Raw genomic sequence first — 22,952 nt, 5'->3', positions numbered from 1 at the left:
GCGGTCGGATACTCTCAAAAATAGACAATCATTAGGAGCAGTCAATGAAGAAAACTTTCCCAATGCCGACAAACTATTTTGCCATTCCCCTCGGTCTATCGGCGGTAGCGCTGGCGTGGTTTCACGCAGGGCATTTTTGGCAAGGCGGTGAGACGGTTGGCGATATTATCGGCGTAGCAGCAGTGGCGGTATGGCTGCTGTTTATCGGCTTATTTAGCTATAAAGTGTTCGCCTATTTTGAACAGGTGAAAGAGGAATGGCAATGCCCCGTGCGTTTTTCCTTTTTAGCCTTGATCCCGATTACTACAATGCTGGTCGGCGATTTGCTCTATCACTGGCAGATAAACCGACTAGGTGAAACGCTGGTTTGGCTGGGGGTGGTTAGCCAGCTTGCCTATGCTTGCCTGCGTATCGGTTCGCTGTGGCGGGGGGATACTTTCAAAGAAGAGTCTGTGCAACCGCCGTTTTATTTGCCGTCTGTGGCAAGTAATTTTACCAGTGCCAGCTCGTTAGCGCTGCTGGGCTATAACGATCTTGCCTATCTGTTTTTAGGGGCGGGAATGATTGCGTGGATAATGTTTGAGCCGATTTTATTACAACGTTTGCGGGTTGCACCGATTGCTGATCCGGCGAAAGCGACCCTCGGCATTATTCTAGCACCGGCTTTTGTCGGTGTGTCTGCCTATTTGAGCGTTAATGGCGGGCAGGTAGATATTTTCGCCAAATTTTTATGGGGCTACGGCTTTTTGCAATTACTCTTTTTAGCCAGAATGTTGCCGTGGATCGTGAAAAACGGCTTCCCGCTTGGGCTATGGGCGTTTTCATTCGGTTTAGCGTCAATGGCAAACAGTGCGGTGGCATTTTATGCCGGCACCCAGCTCGGCGGCTTGGCTATCGGGGCGTTTATTTTCGCTAACCTAATGATTTTACTTTTGGTTTTCAATACACTTTACAAACTGTTCAAGGGACAATTTTGGCTGAAATAGCCGATCAAACGGCGTGCGACAACGCCAATGAGAATGAATAGAGAACATACAATGACAGACACTCAAGCACTAATGCCGCAGAAATTAGCGGCGGCGATTGCCAATCCGATTTTTCCGCAATTAGACAGCCAGCTCCGTTCAGGCAGGCATATCGGTTTGGAAGCCTTAGACGAACACGCTTTTTTAATGGATTTCCAAGCGGAATTGGAACTGTTTTACCGCCGTTATCACGTTGAATTGATTCGTGCGCCGGAAGGGTTTTTCTACCTTCGCCCGAAAGCCAGCACCTTGATTGCCCGTAGTGCATTAAGCGAAATGGAAATGTTGGTCGGCAAGGTGTTATGTTATTTGTATCTCAGCCCCGAACGTTTGGCGCAGCAAGGCATTTTCAGCTATGACGAAGTGTATGATGAATTATTGAGCTTGGCGGACGAACAAAAATTGTTGAAAGCGGTAAATCCCCGCTCGACCGGCTCGGATTTAGACAAAGCCAAATTAGCGGAGAAAGTCAGCGGGGCATTACGCCGTTTACAGCGGATCGGAATGATCAGCCGTGTCGGCGATCAAAACAGTAAAAAATTTGTGATTTCCGAGGCGGTATTCCGCTTCGGCGCAGACGTTCGCAGCGGTGATGATCCACGAGAGGCGCAATTACGCTTAATTCGTGAAGGGGAAGCCACCTCAGTGGTGCAACAAGCGGTCGGATTGAATGAAAACAGTGCAAATTTAGACGATGACAGTGAAGAACAGGGTGAGGAAGACTAATGGAAAAGACGCTATTGCAAACTAATCAGCCAATCGCACCGCTTGCAAGGGAAACGGCGGCACGGGGTAAGTTCCGCTCACTGACGTTGATTAACTGGAACGGCTTTTTTGCCCGCACCTTTGATTTAGACCAGTTGGTAACAACCCTGTCCGGCGGTAACGGGGCGGGGAAATCCACCACAATGGCAGGCTTTGTAACCGCACTGATTCCCGATCTGACCCTGCTGAATTTCCGCAATACCACCGAGGCGGGTTCGACTTCCAGCTCCCGTGATAAAGGCTTGTACGGTAAGCTCAAAGCAGGCGTGTGTTATGCGGTGCTGGAGAGCGAAAATTCCCGCCAAGAGCGGATTATTTCGGGGGTACGGCTACAACAGATTGCCGGACGGGATAAAAAAGTCGATATTCGCCCGTTCTCACTGCAAAATATTCCGCAAGATCAAACAATTATCGGCATTCTTACCGAGCAGGTCGGCGAGAACAGCGCACGGGTGTTGGCGTTAGCCGATTTGAAAGCGAAATTTGACGGCTCGCCGGTTCAGTTCAAACAATACAATTCCATTACCGATTACCATAGCTTTTTGTTTGATCTCGGCGTGATTCCAAAGCGACTGCGTTCGGCAGCGGATCGCAGTAAGTTCTACAAATTGATTGAAGCCTCGCTCTACGGCGGGATTTCGAGCGTCATCACTAAATCGTTGCGGGATTATTTATTACCGGAAAATACCGGTGTGCGTCAAGCGTTTCAGGATATGGAATCCGCCCTGCGTGAAAACCGAATGACCCTTGAGGCGATTAAAGTTACTCAAGCGGATCGGGATATGTTTAAGCAGTTGATTACCGAATCGACCAATTATGTCTCCGCCGACTATATGCGCCACGCCAACGAACGGCGGGGCAATGTGCAAACGGCATTACAAAAACGCCAAGAATGGTACAACGCCAAATCGCATATAACCCTTGAACAGCAACGCTTGGTTGAGTTTAGCCGTGAATTGCACGATTTGAGCCAGAGTGAAAGCCAGTTGGAAGAGGATTTCAATAATGCCAATCATCATCTGAACTTGGTGATGGGGGCGGCTCGCCACCACGAAAAAATGGCACGCTATCAAGAAGAAGTGGAGACGCTGGCGGAAAAATTAGAAGAGCAGCAAATGGCAGTGGAAGAAATGGAGGACTTGGTGGAACACGCCCAAGCCCACGCCGATGATCGTGAAGATTTGGTGGAATCGTTACGGGCTGAACTGGCGGATTACCAGCAAGCACTGGACGCGCAGCAAACCCGTGCGTTGCAATATAAACAGGCAATCGCAGCTTTGGAGAAAGCCAAGCAGCTTTGCGGCTTGCCGCAGTTGGATCTGCCTAATATTGCCGATTATCACGCTGAATTTGCCGCTCAAGCCGATGAAATGACCGATCAGGTATTAGCACTGGAACAGCGGTTGTCCGTGTCGGATATGGCAAAAAGCCAGTTCGACAAAGCCTATGAGCTGGTTTGCAAAATTGTCGGCGAAACCGACCGCTTGCAAGCGTGGCAGGAAGCGAAAGCACTACTTGCCGCCTACCCGAACCAAAAATTACAGGCACAACAAGCGGTTACATTACGCCAAAAATTAACCGAGCTGGAACAGCGTTTGCATCAACAACAAAATGCCGAGCGTCTGTTTGCCGAGTTTAACCAAAAATCGCAAACGGATCTCGAAACGGCTGCGGAGATTGAAGATTACTACGAGCAGCAACAAGCCCGTTTAGACGATTTGGAAGCCGAATTGGCAGACAGTGTCGAACATCGTTCGGCACAGCGTCAGCAGAGGGAACAATTAAATCAACAATATCAACAGCTTGCCCAAACTGCACCGGCGTGGCATACGGCACAATCGGCGTTAGCCCGCTTGCAAGAGCAGTGCGGCGAAACCTTTAGCAGTAGCCAAAGTGTGATGCAGTTTATGCAACAAATGCTCAACAAAGAGCGGCAAGCGACCCTTGAGCGTGATGAGCTTGCCCGTCTTGAAGAGCAGCTTGAGCAGCAAATTGTCCGCCTTAGTCAGCCGGACGGGGCTGAAGATGCCCGTTTAAATCAGTTGGCGGAAAAATTTGGCGGCGTGCTGCTATCCGAGCTATATGATGATGTTTCCCTCGAAGATGCGCCTTATTTCTCGGCATTGTACGGCGAAGCCCGCCACGCCATTGTGGTGCGGGATTTAGAGACGGCAAAAGCACAATTAGCAGATTTGGACGATTGCCCTGATGATCTCTATTTGATTGAAGGTGATCCGAATGGCTTCGATGATAACGTGTTCAATGCGGAAGAGTTGGGCGATGGCGTGGTGGTTAAAGTGTCGCAGCGTCAATGGCGTTACTCCAAATTCCCCGATGTGCCGCTATTTGGACGGGCCTCCCGTGAGAAACAGTTAGACAAACTGAAAATCGAGCGCGATCACACCGCCGAGCAACACGCCGAGCGCGCTTTTGATGTCCAGAAATGCCAACGCTTGCACCAACATTTAAGCCAGTTTGTCGGCACGCATCTTGCGTTGGCTTTCCAGGCTGATCCTGAAGCCGCGATGCAGCAGATTAGCCAACAACGCACCGATATTGAACGTGAGCTAAACCAAGCAACAGGGCACGAGCAGCAGTTACGTCATCAGCTTGACACGGTGAAATCCCAGTTGCAGTTGTTGCATAAACTGCTGCCGCAGCTCAATCTATTGGCGGACGAGAGTTTAGCGGATCGGGTAGCGGAATGCCGTGAGCAATTATTGATTGCACAGGAAGATGAACAATTTATCCGCCAATTTGGGCAGATATTGATGCAGTTAGAACCGATTGCGGCGGCGTTACAGAGTGATCCGACCCAATTTGACCGGTTGCAAGCCGACTACAAGCGGTCGGTTGAACAACAAAAATTGTTACAACAAAAAGTATTTGCACTTGCCGATGTGATCAACCGCAAGGCTCACTTCAGCTATCAAGATACCCTTGACGCTGCGGGATCAAATTTAAACGAACAGCTTCGTCAGCGTCTTGAAACTGCCCAACGTGAGCGGGAGCGGGCACGGGATCAACTGCGTCAGCAACAGGTACAATTTAGCCAATATCATCAGGTACTGACCTCGTTACGCAGTGCTTATGAGGCGAAAAATCAGATGTTGCAAGAGCTGATTAAAGAGATGAACGAGTTCGGCATTCAAAATGATGCCGGTGCAGAGCAGCGGGCAAGAGAGCGCAAAGATGAGCTGCAACAACGTCTCAGCCAACACCGAATGCGTAAATCGTATTTGGAAAAAGAGATCGCCGTGATTGAAGCGGAAATGAAAACGCTCACCAAAGCCCTCCGCAAAGCCGAGCAGGATTACCACACTCAACGGGAAATGGTGGTACAAGCGAAGATCAGTTGGTGCTTGGTGCTGAAATTATCCCGCAACAGCGATGTGGAAAAACGGCTCTATTGTGGTGAATTTGCTTACCAAAGTGCCGAAGAATTACGTTCGATTTCCGATAAAGCCTTAGGCGCATTACGCACGGCGGTGGAGAATAACGAATATCTGCGGGATAGCCTGCGAGCGTCCGAAGACAGCCGTAAACCGGAAAATAAAGTGGCGTTCTTCATTTCGGTTTATCAACATTTGCGTGAGCGTATCCGCCAAGATATTATCAAAACCGATGATCCGATTGATGCGATTGAGCAAATGGAAATCGAGCTTTCCCGCCTCACCAATGAATTAACCAGCCGTGAGAAAAAATTAGCGATCAGCGCCGAAAGCGTGGCGAACATTCTGCGTAAAACAATTCAGCGCGAACAAAACCGCATTTTACAGCTCAACCAAGGGCTGCAAAATATTGCCTTCGGACAGGTGAAAGGGGTGCGTTTGGTGGTGAATATCCGTGATACCCACGCCATTTTGCTCAATGCGCTTTCCCAAGATAAAAGCCAGCACAGCGATTTATTTGAGAACCAAAAACTCAGCTTCTCCGAAGCGTTGGCAATGCTCTATAAACGGGTCAATCCGCATATCGAAATGGGACAACGTACACCGCAGACCATTGGTGAGGAACTGTTGGATTACCGCAATTATTTGGATTTGGAAGTGGAAACCTTCCGCGGCGCAGACGGCTGGTTGAAAGCGGAAAGTAGTGCGTTATCCACCGGTGAAGCGATCGGAACGGGAATGTCGATTTTACTGATGGTGGTGCAAAGTTGGGAAGAAGAATCCCGCCGCTTGCGTGCCAAAGATATTCTACCGTGCCGTTTGTTATTCCTAGATGAAGCTGCACGCTTAGACGCACTCTCAATCAATACCTTATTTGAATTGTGCGAACGGCTGGATATGCAATTACTTATTGCTGCGCCGGAAAACATCAGTCCGGAACGTGGCACAACCTACAAACTGGTACGAAAAATCACCAACAACCAAGAATACGTCCACGTAGTTGGTTTAAAAGGGTTTGGGTAAGCCTAGCGTGATTATAGAGGGATACCTTGCCGTATCCCACTGTTTAGTGTCAATGAAAATGTTTAAAATTTTTTCTTTTAAAACAACTGTAGTGGCAGTTTTCCCTTAATATGGAAAATATGAATTTGCGTATTTTTACTTCAATGATTAATGTTTTGATTTGACTAAAAAGTGAAAATAGACAAAGTTGTTGAAAGAGTTTTGGGAATTTAAGATTAAAGAGAGCTATATTTTCTACTCAATAACTATATTAGGTACTTCTTAGTGGATTGTGAGCAGTATTTATCAGATTTAGGTGTGATTAAAAATATTTGTCTATCGACCCGAAAGTTAATTAAATTGGCGGGGATTGGTTGGTTTCGTGGACAATTTTACGCATAGGTTTGCAATCCACCACTATGGTAAATGGTGGCAATATTTTAGTGCTGAAAGATATTTTGAGGCATACAAACATCAATATTGCGATACCCTATGCCCAACCATAGGCTGTAAAAACTGTAGTTGAAATTTTTATTTATCTATATTTATCAATAAATCACCTTTATTTATTAATATGTTATTGAAATATAAGGGGAATTTCTCAGAGTGTTCATTTGAGGCTTTATGAAATACGAATTAAAAAAAACCAGCGGTAATGCACGCCGTGGGCGTTTGACTTTTAGTCGCCCGAAAGGTGAATTTCACGTGGAAACGCCGGCGTTTATGCCGGTTGGTACTTATGGTACGGTCAAAGGAATGACTCCTGAAGAAGTGCAGGCTACGGGGGCGCAAATTATTCTGGGTAATACGTTCCATTTATGGTTGCGTCCGGGGCAGGAAGTGATGCGTCAGCACGGCGATTTACACGATTTTATGCAGTGGCACGGACCGATTTTAACCGATTCCGGCGGTTTCCAAGTATTCAGTCTCGGTAAATTGCGTAAAATTAAAGAGGAGGGTGTGCATTTCCAAAACCCGATTAGCGGTGAGAAAATTTTCCTTTCCCCTGAAAAATCAATGGAGATCCAATACGATCTCGGCTCGGATATTGTGATGATTTTTGATGAGTGTACGCCTTATCCTGCCACTTTTGATTATGCCAAACAATCAATGGAGATGTCGTTGCGTTGGGCAAAACGCAGCCGTGATCGTTTTGATGAATTGGAAAACCCAAACGCGTTATTTGGGATTATCCAAGGGGGCGTTTATGAAGAACTGCGTAAAATTTCCGTTGAGGGATTAGTAAAGATCGGCTTCGACGGCTATGCAGTTGGCGGCTTGGCGGTCGGTGAGCCGAAAGAGGATATGCACCGCATTTTAGAGTATGTTTGCCCGCAAATTCCGGCGGACAAGCCCCGTTATTTGATGGGGGTCGGTAAACCGGAAGATTTGGTCGAAGGGGTTCGCCGCGGCATTGATATGTTTGATTGCGTAATGCCGACCCGCAATGCACGAAACGGTCATTTATTCGTTACCAACGGCGTGGTGAAAATCCGCAACGCCAAATACCGCAATGATACCACCCCGTTAGACGCAGAATGTGATTGCTATACCTGCAAAAACTACACTAAAGCCTATTTGTATCATTTGGATAAGTGTAATGAAATTTTAGGCGTACGGCTCAATACTATTCACAATTTACGCTACTACCAACGTTTAATGGCGGAAATCCGCCAAGCGATTGAAGATGACCGATTTGACGATTTTGTGGTTGAATTTTATCAACGCATCGGCAAGGACGTGCCGCCGTTGCAATTAGCCCAGTCTGACTAATTGACGATTAGGCAGCCTGCAACGTAAGTGATGTTCGATCACTGAAAAGTGCTAAGTGCTTATCCCTCTGTAACGATGGCTTAATCTATTAGTCGTGCGTTTCAGGAGGATTTTATTTGAATAAATTTGCGTGCAAGCGGTCGCCGATCGTCAAATATTTGCAACTATTTATCAGCCCTGCCACTTTCCGTTATAATGCTTTCTTTTTTGTTCAACCGAGAGAATCCAAATGGCAACCATTGCAGCTAACCCCCTTGTTTTAGTGGACGGCTCGTCCTACCTTTACCGTGCGTTTCACGCTTTTCCGCCTTTGACGAATAAGCAGGGCGAACCGACCGGTGCGATGTATGGCGTGTTGAATATGTTGAAAAGCCTGATTGCGCAGGTCGAGCCGAGCCATATTGCCGTGGTGTTTGATGCCAAAGGCAAAACCTTTCGGGACGAGCTTTATGATGCCTATAAATCTCATCGTCCGCCGATGCCGGACGAATTACGCGCACAAATCCAGCCGTTACACGCAATGATTAAAGCACTCGGCATTCCGCTGATTTCGGTGGAAGGGGTGGAAGCCGATGATGTTATCGGCACTCTCGCCGTGCAGGCGGCACAGGCAGGCAAAAACGTGCTGATCAGCACCGGCGATAAGGATATGGCACAACTGGTGAACGATCATATTATGTTGATCAACACAATGAACAATACGCTACTTGACCGTGATAGCGTGGTTGAAAAATACGGTATTCCGCCGGAGTTGATCATTGATTATCTCGCTTTATTGGGCGACAGCTCGGATAATATTCCGGGGGTGAAAGGCGTGGGTGAAAAAACCGCACTGGCGTTGCTCCAAGGGATCGGCTCAATGCAGGAAATCTATGCGAATTTAGACAAAGTGGCGACTTTGAGCTTTCGTGGGGCGAAAACCTTTGCGCCGAAACTGGCAGCTGATAAGGAAATGGCGGATCTCTCGTATCGTCTTGCGACGATTAAAACCGATGTTGCACTTGAGGTCAGCCACGATCAGCTATTGACCCAGCCGCAGCAGCGGGATCAGCTGGTGGAGTTGTTCGGGCGTTATGAATTTAAACGCTGGTTGAATGAAGTAATGAACGATGCCAATCCGGTTACCCAAACCGCACCGGAAGCCATTCCTAACCGCTATGCTGCTACGCAAGCGGTCAGTACCGAGCAAAACCTTGCAAAACCGATTGCAAAAATCAGTATCGATCGCACCGCTTACCAATGTGTAAACAGTGAAGGATTGTTCCAACAATGGCTGACGAAATTACAGCAGGCGGATTTAATTGCAGTAGATACCGAAACCAATAGCCTTGATGCAATGTCTGCCGATTTGGTCGGCATCTCCGTTGCCCTTGAAAACGGCGAAGCCTGCTATATTCCGCTTGCCCATAAAGGGGCTGCGGGCGAGCAGAATGATCTGTTTGACGAGCTTGAGCCGCAAGCGGCACTGTTACCGCAACAGCTTGATAAAGCCGATTGCTTAGCTCGCCTCAAGCCGATCTTGGAAAACCCGCAGATCAACAAAATCGGACAGAATATCAAGTACGATTTAACCATTTTTGCCCGAAATGGTATTGAATTACAAGGCGTGGCGTTTGATACAATGCTGGAATCCTACACGCTTAACAGCACGGGGCGGCATAATATGGACGAGCTTGCCGATCGTTATTTAGGGCATCAAACAATCCCGTTTGAAGAACTGGCGGGTAAAGGGAAACATCAAAAAACGTTCGATTATATTGCGTTGGACAAGGCAACCGAATACGCCGCCGAAGATGCGGATATTACAATGAAATTGCATCAGGTGTTATCCGCCGAGCTAGCTGACGTGCCAAGCCTGCAACAGCTTTTCGAGCAAGTGGAAATGCCGCTCGTGTCGGTGCTTTCAAGGGTAGAACGGAATGGGGTGTTGATTGATCCGAGTTTATTGCACGCACAATCTAACGAAATTGAACAGCGTTTGGCAGAATTGGAACAACAGGTGCATCAGGCGGCGGGAGAAGTGTTTAACCTTGCCTCGACCAAGCAGCTCCAAGATATTTTATTCCAAAAATTAAATTTACCGGTGTTGAAGAAAACCCCGAAAGGCGCACCTTCAACTAATGAAGAGGTGTTGGAAGAACTGGCAGCGATGGGGCATAGTGTGCCACGCTTGTTGATTGAACATCGGGGCTTGAGCAAATTGAAATCCACTTATACGGATAAATTACCGCAAATGATCAACCCTCACACAGGCAGGGTGCATACCTCTTATCATCAAGCGGTAACGGCAACCGGGCGGCTCTCTTCCAGCGATCCGAATTTACAGAATATTCCTATCCGCAATGACGCAGGCAGACGTATCCGCCAAGCCTTTATTGCCCGCGAAGGTTATCAAATTTTAGCGGCGGACTATTCCCAAATCGAACTGCGCATAATGGCGCATTTGGCAAACGATGAAACGATGATTGCTGCCTTTGAGCAGGGCAAAGATATTCACCGAGCCACTGCCGCCGAAATTTTTGGCGTAGCGTTAGACGCCGTTACCGGCGAGCAACGCCGCAGTGCCAAAGCGATCAACTTCGGACTGATTTACGGTATGTCGGCTTTCGGCTTGGCAAATCAGCTTAATATCGGGCGTAACGAAGCGCAAAATTATATGGATCGCTATTTCCAACGTTATCCGTCAGTGCAACAATTTATGCTGAATATTCGGGAAAGTGCGGCTGAAAAAGGCTATGTGGAAACGCTGTTTGGTCGCCGCTTATACTTGCCGGATATTCGTTCTAGCAACCAAATTCGCCGCAAAGCAGCCGAGCGGGTTGCGATTAACGCACCAATGCAAGGCACAGCGGCAGATATTATCAAAGTGGCAATGATTGCGATTGATGAAGCAATTCGGGATTGCGATGACATTCAAATGATTATGCAAGTCCACGATGAACTGGTATTTGAAGTCAAAACAGAACGTATTGAACATTATTCGGCACTGATTAAGCAGAAAATGGAGAGCGCAATAGCGCTGACCGTCCCGCTGATTGCCGAGGTCGGTATCGGCACAAACTGGGACGAAGCGCATTAAACGTAGCGTAAATTAAACGGGCGGTTTTCTATTGACTTTGGTTGAATTTACCGCTAATTTATCCGTGTTTTTTCATCTCAAATCCTTTTATTGACAGGAGTTTTTATGCAAGATCGTTTAGTAACGGATACACGCAGTGAATCCCTGCTGAGCACCCACAAAGTGTTACGCAATACTTACTTTTTATTAGGGCTGACCCTTGCTTTTTCGGCGGTTGTCGCTTTCGTGGCGATGACGTTGAACCTGCCGCGTTTACCTTGGTGGGGAATGTTGGCGGGTTTCTACGGTTTATTATTTTTAACTAACGCCACCGCAAATAGTGCGGCGGGTATTGCCAGCGTTTTCGCTTTGACCGGTTTTCTCGGTTATAGCCTTGGGCCGATTTTAAACGCTTACCTCAGCCACGGCTTAGGCGATGTGGTGGCATTAGCCTTTGGGGCAACCGCATTGGTTTTCTTTGCCTGTTCGGCGTATGTGCTGACCACCAAAAAAGATATGTCTTTCCTCTCCGGAATGATGATTGCGTTGTTTGTCGTACTATTAGTTGGGGTGATTGCTAACCTGTTCTTAGCGATTCCGGCATTAAGCCTTGCGATTAGCGCGCTGTTTATTGTGTTCTCAAGCGGTGCGATCTTGCTTGCAACCAGCAATATTATCCACGGTGGCGAAACGAACTATATCCGTGCGACAGTGGATTTATACGTTTCTCTCTACAACTTATTTGTGAGTTTCCTCAATATTTTTGGGGTACTCGGCAGCGACGACTAAGTTTTCGATTTTGACAAATGCCACAGTAATGTGGCATTTTTTATTGGACTATGGATCATTTTATTCAATTAAATCAACAACAATTTGCCACCGATGAATTTGGCTATCTGAAAAATTTAGCCGATTGGTCGCCTGAGTTGGCAGAAGAAATCGCCAAGGCAGAGAACATTACACTTACGCCGGAACACTGGGAAATCGTTTTTTTTGTGCGGGAATTTTATCAAGAGTATAAAACCTCGCCTGCGATCAGAATGTTGGTCAAATCCCTTGCCCAAAAATTTGGTGAAGAAAAGGGTAACAGCCGTTATTTGCAACACCTTTTTCCTGACGGCCCGGCAAAACAGGCGACTAAAATTGCCGGTTTGCCGAAGCCGGCAAAATGTTTATAGGGTATGACAATGAACGAACGTGAAAAAATGTTAGCAGGGCAGCTTTATGATCCTGCCGATGAAAGCCTGCAAACCGACCGCTTGCGTGCCAAAATGTGCTGTTTTAAGATTTCGCAGTTGCCACCGGATCAGGTGGATGCACGCAATGCGTTGTTCCGAGAATTATTTGGGCAAAGCGGTACATTTCATATTGAACCGCCGTTCCGTTGTGATTATGGCGATAACATCAAGCTTGGCGATAATTTTTTCGCCAACTATAACTGCACAATTTTGGATTGTGCCGAAGTTGTGATCGGCAATAACGTGATGTTTGCACCGAATGTGTCATTATTTACCGCCGCCCACCCGCTTGATCCGGATAAACGCAACAGCGGTCTAGAGTTCGCCTTGCCGATCAGAATCGGCGATAATGTCTGGATTGGCGGTAATGCGGTGATAATGCCGAATGTGCGTGTTGGGAATAATGTGGTGATTGGTGCAGGCAGTGTCGTAACCCGTGATATTCCAGACAATAGCATTGCCGCCGGTAATCCGTGTCGGGTGCTGCGTATGCTTAACGATGACGATCGTCGCTACTATTTCAAGAACCGTGAATTTTAATGAAAAAACCTCTCTCCCTTTGTGTATTACGTCTGTCCGCTATCGGTGATGTTTGCCACACCCTCGCGGTCATTCAAGCGATTCAGCGCCACTATCCTGAAGCGGAAATTTATTGGATTATCGGGAAAACCGAAGCTGCTTTAATGTCAGGAATAGCAAATGTTACCCTGATTCCCTATGATAAAAAATCGGGCTGGAAAGGTATCTTGACACTTTGGCGAATGCTACGCCACAAGCGGTTCGATGCGCTGCTGAATATGCAAACGGCGTTGCGTGCGTCTGTTTTATCTCTCGGTATTCGGGCAAAAATGAAAATCGGATTTAACCGTGATAGAGCAAGGGAAGGGCAGTGGCTGTTTACAAATGTTAAAGTGGAACAGACCGCGTGTCCCCACGTTTTAGACGGACAGATGATGTTCGCCAAAGCCCTTAGTGTGCAAGATTTAACACCGCATTGGGCATTGCCTGTTACCCAAGAAGATTTGGACTATACGGCACAGTTTTTGGCGCCCGCTCGCAAAAATATCCTGATCGCCCCTTGTTCCAGCAAGATAGAAAAAGATTGGCTGCCGGAAAATTATGCAGCGGTTGCCAATATACTGGCAGCCCATAATATCAACGTGATCATTTGCGGTTCTCCCTCAGCTTATGAAATGGAAACGGCTGAAAAAATTCAACAACTTGCGCCTAACTGCCTTAATCTTGCGGGTAAAACAACATTAAAACAATTAGCGGCATTGATTCGACAAGCGGATTTAGTGCTGTCGTCCGACTCCGGCCCCGCCCACATTGCGACAACCCAACATACCCCTGTGATAGGGCTTTATGCGGTGCATAATCCCCGCCGTACTGGGCCGTATCGGGATTTGGATAAGGTGATTTCCGTCTATGATGAGGCAATATTGGCAGAATATGGCAAACCTTGGCAGGCATTGCCTTGGGCAACTAAAGCGAAGGGGAAGGAGCTAATGCAACAGATTAAAGTTGAACAAGTGGTTGAAAAAGTGCTTGAAACCTTAGCGGTAAAGCTGTAAATTATCTCGTACTAAATAATTTACAGGTAAGGAAACAAAAATGAACACGGTCATCAACCAAGATAGTCTTCACAATGTTAATATTTCTGATGAAAAAGTGCTACTCACACCACAGGGCTTGAAACAGGAGTTTCCGTTAAGCGATACGTTACGTAAGCAGATTGAGGCTTCCCGCCAAGTCATTTCCAATATTATTCACAAAAAAGATAAGCGTCAGTTGATCGTGATCGGACCTTGCTCGATTCACGACCCGATTTCTGCGTTGGAATACGGCAGAAAATTAAAAGCGTTAGCGGATAAAGTGTCAGATAAACTTTACATTGTAATGCGGGTTTACTTTGAAAAGCCGAGAACCACGGTCGGCTGGAAAGGACTGATTAACGATCCGAATTTGGACGGCTCTTTCGATGTAGAGAAAGGGTTACGCATTGCCCGTAAATTATTGTTAGATTTAGCGGAAATGGGCTTGCCGCTTGCGACAGAAGCACTTGATCCGATCAGCCCGCAATATTTAGCCGATTTGTTCAGTTGGTCGGCAATCGGGGCGAGAACAACCGAATCGCAGACCCATCGGGAAATGGCATCAGGATTATCAATGGCGGTGGGCTTTAAAAACGGGACGGACGGCAATTTAGCGGTGGCGATAAATGCGATGCAGGCCTCGGCAATGGGGCACAGTTTCATCGGTATTAACCAACAGGGACAGGTTACATTACTCAAAACGAAAGGAAATCCGGACGGGCACGTAATTTTGCGGGGTGGCAAAACCCCGAATTTTGAAGCACCGTTTGTCGAAGAATGCGAATTGGCTTTGCGTAAAGCCGGATTGCCGGAAGCGATAATGATTGATTGCAGCCACGGTAATTCTAACAAAGATTATCGCCGCCAGCCGTTAGTGGCAGAAAATGTGTTGGCACAACTGAATGCCGGCAATCAGTCCATTATCGGCTTAATGTTAGAGAGCCATTTGGTTGCCGGCAATCAATCTTCGGAGCAACCGTTTAGTGCGATGCAGTATGGTCAATCCATTACGGACGCTTGTATCGACTGGCAAACGACCGAAACATTACTGACGAATTTTGCCCAACAACTCAATCGATAACATTAACAAGCGGTCGGTTCTGCTTTAATTTTTGCAATATTATGTAGCAGTTGCACAAAGTTGTTTTTTGTTAGGTTGTAGGGACACACTGCAAGTGTCCGGATTTTAACCTATTGAAATAATTTGATTTTTATAAATGACACACGCAGTGTGTCCCTACAATTCTGTTAAAATGTCTATTTTTGTGCATTTGCTACATAATACCGAATTTTTGCAAATAATGCGAAGGAACTAACCGCTTGTTTTATTTTTGGTGATAATATGAACGATTTTAACTCTTTAGCCCCTATCCGAGAGCAGATTGATCAGGTTGATCAACAACTTATCCAACTTTTAGCAAAACGCCTCGCTTTAGTTGCTGAGGTCGGCAAAATTAAGCATCAGTACGGTTTGCCTGTTTATGCCCCTGATCGGGAAGCGGCAATGATTCAAGCCCGCCGTCAGGAAGCGGAAAAGCAGCAAATTTCAGGCGACTTAATTGAAGATGTTCTGCGCCGAGTGATGAGGGAATCTTACGCGAATGAAAATCGGCACGGCTTCAAAAAGATCAATACTGATATTGAGAAAATGGTTATCGTTGGTGGGCGAGGTAAATTAGGCGGACTGTTTGCCCATTATTTTAAGCAATCCGGCTACAATGTTGAGGTATTGGATCGGCAAGATTGGGACGATGCACAGGCAATTTTAGCCAATGCGGATATTGTCATCGTGTGTGTGCCAATAGATAAAACGTTGGAAACAATAGAGCGACTGCAGCCGTATTTAACGGAAAATATGATTTTAGCGGATCTCACCTCCGTTAAGACACAGCCGCTTGCGAAGATGTTGGAAGTGCATCAAGGTGCAGTGGTCGGACTGCACCCAATGTTCGGGCCTGATATTACCAGTATGGCAAAGCAGGTTATTGCTTGTTGCCACGGACGCTTTGCGGAACGTTACCAATGGCTGCTCGATCAAATGATGATTTGGGGCAGTAAAATTGAGTCGATTGATGCAAACGAACACGATCACGCAATGACCTATATTCAAGCATTGCGCCATTTCTCCACGTTTGTTTACGGTGTGCATCTCTCTCAACAAGCGGTTAAGCTCCCGCAATTATTAGCTTTGTCTTCGCCGATTTACCGCCTAGAACTTGCAATGATTGGGCGCTTATTTGCCCAAGATGGTGAATTATATGCCGATATTATTGCGGATAAGCCGGAGAATTTAGCCGTGATCGAAGCATTACAACAGCATTTTGCCGAGAGTTTGGCGTTATTCAAACAGAATGATAAACAGGGATTTCTCAACGCATTTGAAAATGTCCGCCAATGGTTCGGCGATTACTCGGCTCAATTCCTAAAAGAGAGCCGTAATCTATTACAGCAGGCGAGTGATTTGAGGGGGTAATAACAATCCATCCGTTAAATGGGGGGAACTAATAAAACTAGGAAATTTATCACTAGGGAGCAAGGCTGTTTAAATTTCTTTTAAATATTCTGTTGCTTAAAGAGTTAATAAATAAATTGACTGATATTTCTCTTTATTATCTAAATTACTCTATACTCAAGGGAATTTTTATGGAAAATAAGCCTTCAGATTAGTATTCGAAGTTATTAGGCTACCTTACCTCAAATGCTCTGACATCTATTTTTACAATTTAAACTTGCCACTGTATTGTTACCGATTATACGAGACAAGTAAAGGCGGACAGTATTGTTTATACCGATACTGATCGTAGTTATGATGTACTTGTATCAGTGAATTTAGTCATTTCCGCCCCAATCTCAGCACATATTTTGCCGAACATCATAACCACATTAATGGAGTTGAGAAGGTTTGGGGTAAAGCCAAACGCCATTTGCGCAAGTTTAATTGTATTCCAAAAGTGCATTTTGCGCTTTATTTAAAGGAATGTGAATAGCGTTTTAATGACAGTGACATAAAACTCAAGTTTTAATTTTAAAACAAGTAGTTAAAGGAGACTTAGCCTAGTTATCTAGGACAGCCCTTTTCCAAAGGTAAATTGTTTTGATAGATAAGCAAGACTAAACGATGAAAATAGCTGCTGTGGTCGGTAAGTTTATGGAGCTGTGAGAAATATAAAAAATTAAAAAGTACTTAAATTTACCTTAAATCCGACTACGGTGTTCGACACGAATGTGGCTGCCGTGGCTGGATTGGTCTTCATAATCATATTTAAATCCCCGTAGGGTAACTTGAATATCGTTTTCTTGCGCATACACATTGGTAAAGTCTTCCAACAGCTCTAGCACATCGCTGGCAATGTAGAGGCTGCGTTCGGCATTAATCGTAATTTTTGAGTTTGGTTGCACGTTTTTTAGGGTTTTCTTTATTGCTGCTTTATTCAGGAATGACACTTCTTCCCCCAGTTCTAACACGATTTCATCGGCGGCGGCTAATTCTTCACGGCTTAAATAGTAAGAGCGTTTCATACTGCCGTGTAAAATGAACAGAATGCTGATGAGCAAACCGATACCAACCCCTTTCAATAAATCTAAATAGACCACGGCTACCATTGTGGCGATAAAAGGCACAAATTGGTAAATGCCTTTTTGCCAAAATTGCTTATACACTTTCGGGTGAGTGAGTTTAAACCCGACTAAAATAAGCACGACCGCAAGGGTTGCAAGGGGAATTTTATTCAGCAATATCGGCATTGCTAAGACGCAGACCAACAGTAAAAGACCGTGAATAATCGTTGAAAGTTTATGGGTCGCACCGGCATTGGCATTGGCAGAAGAACGCACGATTACCGATGTCATCGGCAAGCCGCCGATCAACGATGCGCAAAGATTACCCACGCCCTGTACCCGTAATTCGTGGTTAGTGTCGGTAATGCGGCGATGTTTGTCTAGCCGATCAGCCGCCTCAATGGAGAGTAATGTTTCAATGGAGGCGACAATCGCAATCGTAATGCCGATTAGCCATACACGGCTATCCATTAGCCCTTCAAAGTGCGGAAAACGGAGAAAATGGTCGAAATGTGCGGTATCTTGCAGCACAGGCAGTTGGACGAGTTGGTGATCGGTAATGGCTAAGCGGCTGTTTAAGGTGATAAACAGTTGATTAAGCAGAATACCTGCAACGACGGCGACTAACGCAGACGGTAATAATTTATAGTATTTGAAACGTGGGTGGCGTTCCCAAATTAGCATAATCACGAGGGAGACGATTGCCACGAGTAGCGAACCGAAATGGATATCAAGGTCTATTAGTGTCAGTAATCTATCTTGGCTTGTGCCGAGTGCATAGGGGATTTGTTTGAGGATAATCAGTACGCCGATACCGGCTAACATTCCTTCAATGACCGAGAGGGGAATGTAGTTGGTGAGGCTGCCGGCTCGTATAAAACCGAAAATAAGTTGAATAACGCCGGCAATTAAACCGGCGCATAGAAAAAGCTCGAACGAACCCAGCTCGGCAATTGCGGAGAGTACAATGGCTGCCAACCCTGCCGCCGGGCCGGAGACACTAATCGGTGAGGTACTGAGCGAACCGATGACAATACCGCCGACAATGCCGGAAATCACGCCAGCAAGGGGCGGTGCGCCGGAGGCTAAGGCAATCCCTAAACAGAGCGGCAGTGCGACTAAAAACACCACCAGCCCCGATGAGAAATTTTGTTTAAGTAATGACCCGACACGTTGTTTTTCGCCCATCATCTGACTTCCTTATTTGTCTTAAGCGTATGATAGTCGCTATTCTACGCTGTTTTGCCCGGAAAAAATTTGGTCTATATCACACTTCTGAAATTTGTTGTTCAAAAAGTTGTAGCAGTTGGGCATTTAAACCGCTTTGGCGTTGAATATCTGCTTGTACGGCTTTTTTCCAAATCATTTCTTCGCTGAACAGGGTAAAGCGGCATTTCGCACGGGTAACTGCCGTGTAGAGTAATTCCTTCGTTAATACCGGCGAAAAGGTCAGCGGCATAATGAGCAGGGTATGTTCAAATTCCGAGCCTTGCGATTTATGCACTGTCATCACATAGGCAGGCTCATAGCTCGGCACACGGCTAGGGGAAATGCTGAGCGGTTTGCCGTCTATGTTCGTTTCAAAATAGATGCGAGGTTTGCCCTGTTCGTCCGGCAGAATAATCCCCACATCGCCGCTGAAAATCTGTTGCTGCGGGGCATTTTCGGTGATTAAAATCGGCTTACCGAGATAGCTTTCCCGGCTCTGCTTAAACTGTACCAAACGGGCGGTTTGCAAGGCTTCGGCAATGGTTTGATTAAGCCGTTCCACCCCTAATTCACCGACCCGCAATGCCGATAAAAAACGCACTTTTTGGAATGCCTGAAAAATATCTGCCACTGAAACCTGTGTAGGTGATGTGAGCCTTTGCTTGACCAGTGTTAAATAGTCCCGATAGTAATACACTGCCTGTTCTACCACCTGATTAACGCAGGCTTGCTGCCATTGGCGTTTATCCGAAAATTGCGTTACCGCAGGGTAGGGCTGTAAGTTGAGATCAGCATAGTCCCGATTTGCTAAAATCCGCCAAGATCCGACCGCTTGTTTAGCATTGATGTGTGCCGCCAGTTGCCCGATCCCCGATTTTTCATCAAAGCGGTAACTGTGGCGAAGGTGGCAAAGGGTATCGCAGATCGGCGGCACTCGCTGATTTTGCGAGAAAATCGGGTAGCCGGTTGCCTTGGTTAAATATTGGCTGTGCGTTTGGCTGTAACCGAGCGTGGTAAGCGTTCCCAATTCCCCCATTGCGTTGCCGGCTTCGACCGAGGCAAGTTGATCCTTATCGCCCAGCATAATTAAACGGGTTTGAGGCTTGAGTGCGTTGAGCAATTTTTCCATTACAAACAGGTCGATCATTGAGGCTTCATCAACTACCACCAGATCAAGATGTAACGGATTTTTAGGATGGTGGCGGGGCGTATCGCGGTCGGGACGAATCCCGATTAAACTGTGAATGGTCGAGGCTTGTTGCGGTACGCTCTCTTTCAAACTGTGCGGAATATCAAGCTGTGCCATATTTGCCGTAATCGACTCTTTCAGCCGTGCCGCCGCTTTGCCCGTTGGGGCAACTAACGCCATTTTGAGCAGCGGTTGGCTTAGCGTTAATTGTTTAAGTTGTAACGCCGCCAGTAAGATCGCAACGGTGCGGGTTTTGCCCGTACCCGGCCCGCCGGAAATCAGGCAAAACGGCTTAGCAAGGGCGGTTGCCACCGAAATTTGCTGCCAGTCTATCTGCGTTTGTGGGGTAAAAAAGCGAGCAAGGATAGCGGAGTGTTGATCATCATTTGCAAACTCGTCCGCCGAATTGACTGCTTGTTGAAAATAACGGGCGATGCGATGTTCCGCTTGCCAATAGCGATAAAAGTAGAGCCGTTCGTGTTGGAATAAGAGTGGAGCAATCTGATCGGGACTACTGCTAAAGGCGATATGATCCGCCAACACTGATTGCCATTCAAGCGGTGAGATATGCTCAATTTTTTGCAAAATCAAAAGCGTATAATCTTGGGTAAGCGTTTTGCCTTTCAGCCCGAACGGGTTGAGTGCCAACGCGGAGTTCAACCGTATGCAACTATGACCTTGCATCACATTAAACGACACTAAGGCACTAAGCAGCACAGCCAAATTCTGCTGCAAGGGTGAGTAGGCGTAGGCTTGCTGCTTACGGTCGATGAGCTTGGCAAATTGGTAATTAAGTTCGGAAATCAGGTTTTCGGATTTTAAGTGCGAAAGCAGAGTGAGCATAGCGGTTTGTCGTTAATAAAAAATCCACGCCAAGCGTGGATTTTGACTGAAATGAAAAGATTATTCAACTCGTAAGATACGGCAAGTGTTAGTACCGCCTTCTCTTAGTTCATCGCCGTGGGTGAGAAGTACCAAATCACCGCTGACTAAGTAACCTTGCTCTTTTAAGAGGGCGATTGCGGTTTTTGCACCTTCAATAGTACGGCTGTCTTTGTCATAGAATACCGGCGTTACACCACGGTACAACGCACAACGGTTTAACGCTTTTTCGTTGCGGGACATCGCATAAATCGGCAAGCCGGAGCTGATACGGCTCATCAATTTTGCCGTTTCGCCGGAGTGAGTTAATGCGACAATCGCACTCACGCCTTCAAGGTGGTTAGCGGTGTACATTGCCGACATTGCAGTGGCTTCTTCAATGGTGGTGAATGAATCTTCCATACGATGACGGGAAACGTTAATGCTCGGCATTGTTTCTGCCCCTAAGCACACTTCCGCCATTGATTTAACCGTTTCAACTGGATAATCGCCGTTCGCCGTTTCACCGGAGAGCATCACCGCATCTGTGCCGTCTAAGACCGCATTTGCCACGTCCATTACTTCCGCACGGGTCGGCATCGGTTTTTTGATCATTGACTCCATCATTTGCGTTGCGGTGATCACCACACGGTTTAATTTACGCGAGCGGCGGATCAATTTTTTCTGCACGCCGACTAACGCCGCATCACCGATTTCCACCCCTAAATCACCACGGGCAACCATAATTACGTCTGCCCCTAAAATAATATCGTTCATTGCTTCTTCGGTGGCAACGGTTTCGGCACGTTCTACTTTTGCGACAATCTTGGTTTCTAAGCCGGCTTCTAAGGCTAATTGACGGGCGTAGTGTAAGTCGGCACTGGATTGCGGGAAAGAGACCGCTAAGAAATCCACGCCGATTTTAGCCGCTAATTTAATATCTTCTTTGTCTTTATCGGTTAATGCCGGTGCAGATAAACCGCCGCCTAATTTGTTGATCCCTTTATTGTTGGATAACGGGCCGCCGACAATCACTTCGGTTAGAACTTTAACGCCTTGAATTTCAAGCACTTTTAATTGTACATTACCGTCATCTAACAACAGAATATCGCCCGGCACAACATCATTCGGCAGGTTTTTATAGTCTAAACCAACGGCTTCTTGGTGTCCTTCGCCACGAGGCAGATCCGCATCTAAGGTGAATTTATCGCCGATATTGAGGAAAATTTTACCGTCTTTGAAGGTAGAAACACGGATTTTCGGGCCTTGTAAATCGCCGAGAATCGCCACGTGTTTACCTAAACGTTTGGCGATTTCACGCACTTTATTCGCACGTTCAATGTGATCTTCCGGCACACCGTGAGAAAAGTTCATACGAACCATATTTGCACCCGCCGCAATGATTTTCTCTAAGGTATTGCCACGGTCTGTCGCCGGCCCCATTGTACAAACGATTTTGGTTCTTCTGAGTTTACGAGACATTATTGAGTTACTCCATAAGTAAAAATGATAAAAATCTTTTCATTGCGGCTTGCCACCGCTCAAAACGCCGTGCATTATACGCCCAAATTGGTTCAGTTTAAACAACCGAAGGGGGAACAAAATGAAGATTTGGGTAATGCGGCACGGTGAAGCAGGCTTTAATGCGGCGACAGACAGTGCAAGAACGCTGACGGAAAAAGGTCAGACAATGGCGTTCAAACAAGGACAATGGCTATCAAAACGATTGGAAAATCAAAATGTTAGCTTGGATAAAGTGATTGTCAGCCCCTATGTGCGAACGCAGCAAACGGCGGATTTTGTGCAACAGGGAATGCAAGCAGTCGGTTCTGTGCAAAGTTTTGCAAATATTCGTGAAAGTTGGGCGGGTATTACGCCGGACGGTGAACCGGATAATGTATTGAATTACCTTGATTTTTTAGCACAGAACGGCGTGGAAAATGTGTTATTGGTTTCTCATCTGCCCTTGGTATTCGATCTGGTGCAACGGCTGACACAACACCAGCAGAGCGTGCATTTTTACCCTGCGGTGATCGCCGAAGTCGAGTGGCAAAATGGTGTCGGTAATTTGGCGGTGAGTGAATTTCCCTCATAAAAAAATGTTACTATTAGCGCACGATAAAACGTGCAGCAGCATAAATTTGACTTTCTGATGAGACAGAGGGCGCGCCTGTTGTTGCATAATGCGGTATATGTAGCAAATGCACAAAAATAGACATTTTAACAGAATGTAGGGACACACTGCGTGTGTCCTTTATAAAAATCAAATTATTTCAATAGGATAAAA

Annotated in this window: 16 protein-coding genes and 1 pseudogene; 14 read left to right on the top strand and 3 right to left on the bottom strand. The window is 46.4% G+C overall.

Annotated elements, in window-relative coordinates; all coding sequences use genetic code 11:
* Positions 1-44: 44 nt before the first annotated feature.
* The 12 genes and pseudogenes from tehA to RO21_RS12385 all read left to right on the top strand — a co-directional run.
* On the top strand, positions 45-986 hold the full coding sequence (gene tehA / locus RO21_RS02230) for a dicarboxylate transporter/tellurite-resistance protein TehA (RefSeq protein WP_047976175.1): 942 nt from the start codon (positions 45-47) through the stop codon (positions 984-986).
* A 51-nt stretch (positions 987-1,037) separates the two neighbouring features.
* Positions 1,038-1,751: a chromosome partition protein MukE gene (mukE, locus tag RO21_RS02225; protein ID WP_047976174.1), complete on the top strand. Its 714-nt coding sequence runs from the start codon at positions 1,038-1,040 to the stop codon at positions 1,749-1,751.
* Positions 1,751-6,205, top strand: coding sequence for a chromosome partition protein MukB (gene mukB, locus RO21_RS02220; RefSeq protein WP_047976173.1), 4,455 nt, complete (start codon positions 1,751-1,753; stop codon positions 6,203-6,205). Before mukE ends, mukB begins: the two co-directional genes overlap by 1 nt.
* Before the next feature lie 603 nt (positions 6,206-6,808).
* The gene (gene tgt, locus RO21_RS02215; protein ID WP_047976172.1) at positions 6,809-7,957 is read left to right on the top strand and encodes a tRNA guanosine(34) transglycosylase Tgt; all 1,149 of its coding nucleotides are present in this window, start codon (positions 6,809-6,811) and stop codon (positions 7,955-7,957) included.
* 229 nt (positions 7,958-8,186) lie between these two features.
* Complete coding sequence (gene polA / locus RO21_RS02210) at positions 8,187-11,036, top strand: DNA polymerase I (RefSeq protein ID WP_047976171.1); 2,850 nt, start codon at positions 8,187-8,189, stop codon at positions 11,034-11,036.
* Positions 11,037-11,141: 105 nt separating this feature from the next.
* Positions 11,142-11,804 (top strand): Bax inhibitor-1 family protein, encoded by a 663-nt coding sequence (locus RO21_RS02205; protein WP_047976170.1) that lies wholly within the window; start codon positions 11,142-11,144, stop codon positions 11,802-11,804.
* Positions 11,805-11,854: 50 nt separating this feature from the next.
* The gene (locus RO21_RS02200; RefSeq protein ID WP_047976169.1) at positions 11,855-12,193 is read left to right on the top strand and encodes a TusE/DsrC/DsvC family sulfur relay protein; all 339 of its coding nucleotides are present in this window, start codon (positions 11,855-11,857) and stop codon (positions 12,191-12,193) included.
* Between the two features lie 9 nt (positions 12,194-12,202).
* Positions 12,203-12,793 carry a sugar O-acetyltransferase gene (locus RO21_RS02195; protein WP_047976168.1) on the top strand — a complete coding sequence of 197 codons (591 nt, stop codon included), beginning with the start codon at positions 12,203-12,205 and terminating at the stop codon, positions 12,791-12,793.
* Entirely contained in the window at positions 12,793-13,827 is a 1,035-nt protein-coding gene (locus RO21_RS02190; RefSeq protein ID WP_047976167.1) for a glycosyltransferase family 9 protein, read from the top strand. Before RO21_RS02195 ends, RO21_RS02190 begins: the two co-directional genes overlap by 1 nt.
* Positions 13,828-13,867: 40 nt before the next feature.
* Positions 13,868-14,929 carry a 3-deoxy-7-phosphoheptulonate synthase gene (locus RO21_RS02185; RefSeq protein WP_047976166.1) on the top strand — a complete coding sequence of 354 codons (1,062 nt, stop codon included), beginning with the start codon at positions 13,868-13,870 and terminating at the stop codon, positions 14,927-14,929.
* 261 nt (positions 14,930-15,190) lie between these two features.
* On the top strand, positions 15,191-16,321 hold the full coding sequence (tyrA, locus tag RO21_RS02180) for a bifunctional chorismate mutase/prephenate dehydrogenase (protein ID WP_047976165.1): 1,131 nt from the start codon (positions 15,191-15,193) through the stop codon (positions 16,319-16,321).
* Between the two features lie 258 nt (positions 16,322-16,579).
* Positions 16,580-16,906, top strand: a pseudogene (locus RO21_RS12385) (transposase); the annotation flags it as partial.
* A gap of 137 nt (positions 16,907-17,043) precedes the next feature.
* Here the strand turns inward: RO21_RS12385 and RO21_RS02175 are convergent.
* From RO21_RS02175 to pyk, 3 genes are all read right to left on the bottom strand, one after another.
* Positions 17,044-18,597, bottom strand: a complete 1,554-nt coding sequence (locus RO21_RS02175; RefSeq protein WP_206539764.1) for a SulP family inorganic anion transporter — start codon at positions 18,595-18,597, stop codon at positions 17,044-17,046.
* A 76-nt stretch (positions 18,598-18,673) separates the two neighbouring features.
* Positions 18,674-20,647 (bottom strand): exodeoxyribonuclease V subunit alpha, encoded by a 1,974-nt coding sequence (gene recD, locus RO21_RS02170; RefSeq protein WP_047976164.1) that lies wholly within the window; start codon positions 20,645-20,647, stop codon positions 18,674-18,676.
* Between the two features lie 60 nt (positions 20,648-20,707).
* Positions 20,708-22,147: a pyruvate kinase gene (gene pyk / locus RO21_RS02165; RefSeq protein ID WP_047976163.1), complete on the bottom strand. Its 1,440-nt coding sequence runs from the start codon at positions 22,145-22,147 to the stop codon at positions 20,708-20,710.
* Positions 22,148-22,171: 24 nt separating this feature from the next.
* On the opposite strand from pyk, the gene RO21_RS13615 reads away from it, so the two are divergent.
* Together RO21_RS13615 and sixA are read left to right on the top strand one after the other, a co-directional pair.
* A complete protein-coding gene (locus RO21_RS13615) occupies positions 22,172-22,297 on the top strand; it encodes a hypothetical protein (protein WP_265588425.1) in 126 nt (41 codons plus the stop codon).
* Entirely contained in the window at positions 22,269-22,760 is a 492-nt protein-coding gene (gene sixA / locus RO21_RS02160; protein WP_047976162.1) for a phosphohistidine phosphatase SixA, read from the top strand. Before RO21_RS13615 ends, sixA begins: the two co-directional genes overlap by 29 nt.
* Positions 22,761-22,952 lie beyond the last annotated feature (192 nt).

It is taken from the genome of Muribacter muris (assembly GCF_001038205.1).
Taxonomy (GTDB): domain Bacteria; phylum Pseudomonadota; class Gammaproteobacteria; order Enterobacterales; family Pasteurellaceae; genus Muribacter; species Muribacter muris.
This window is presented reverse-complemented; position numbering and strand designations above follow the sequence as displayed.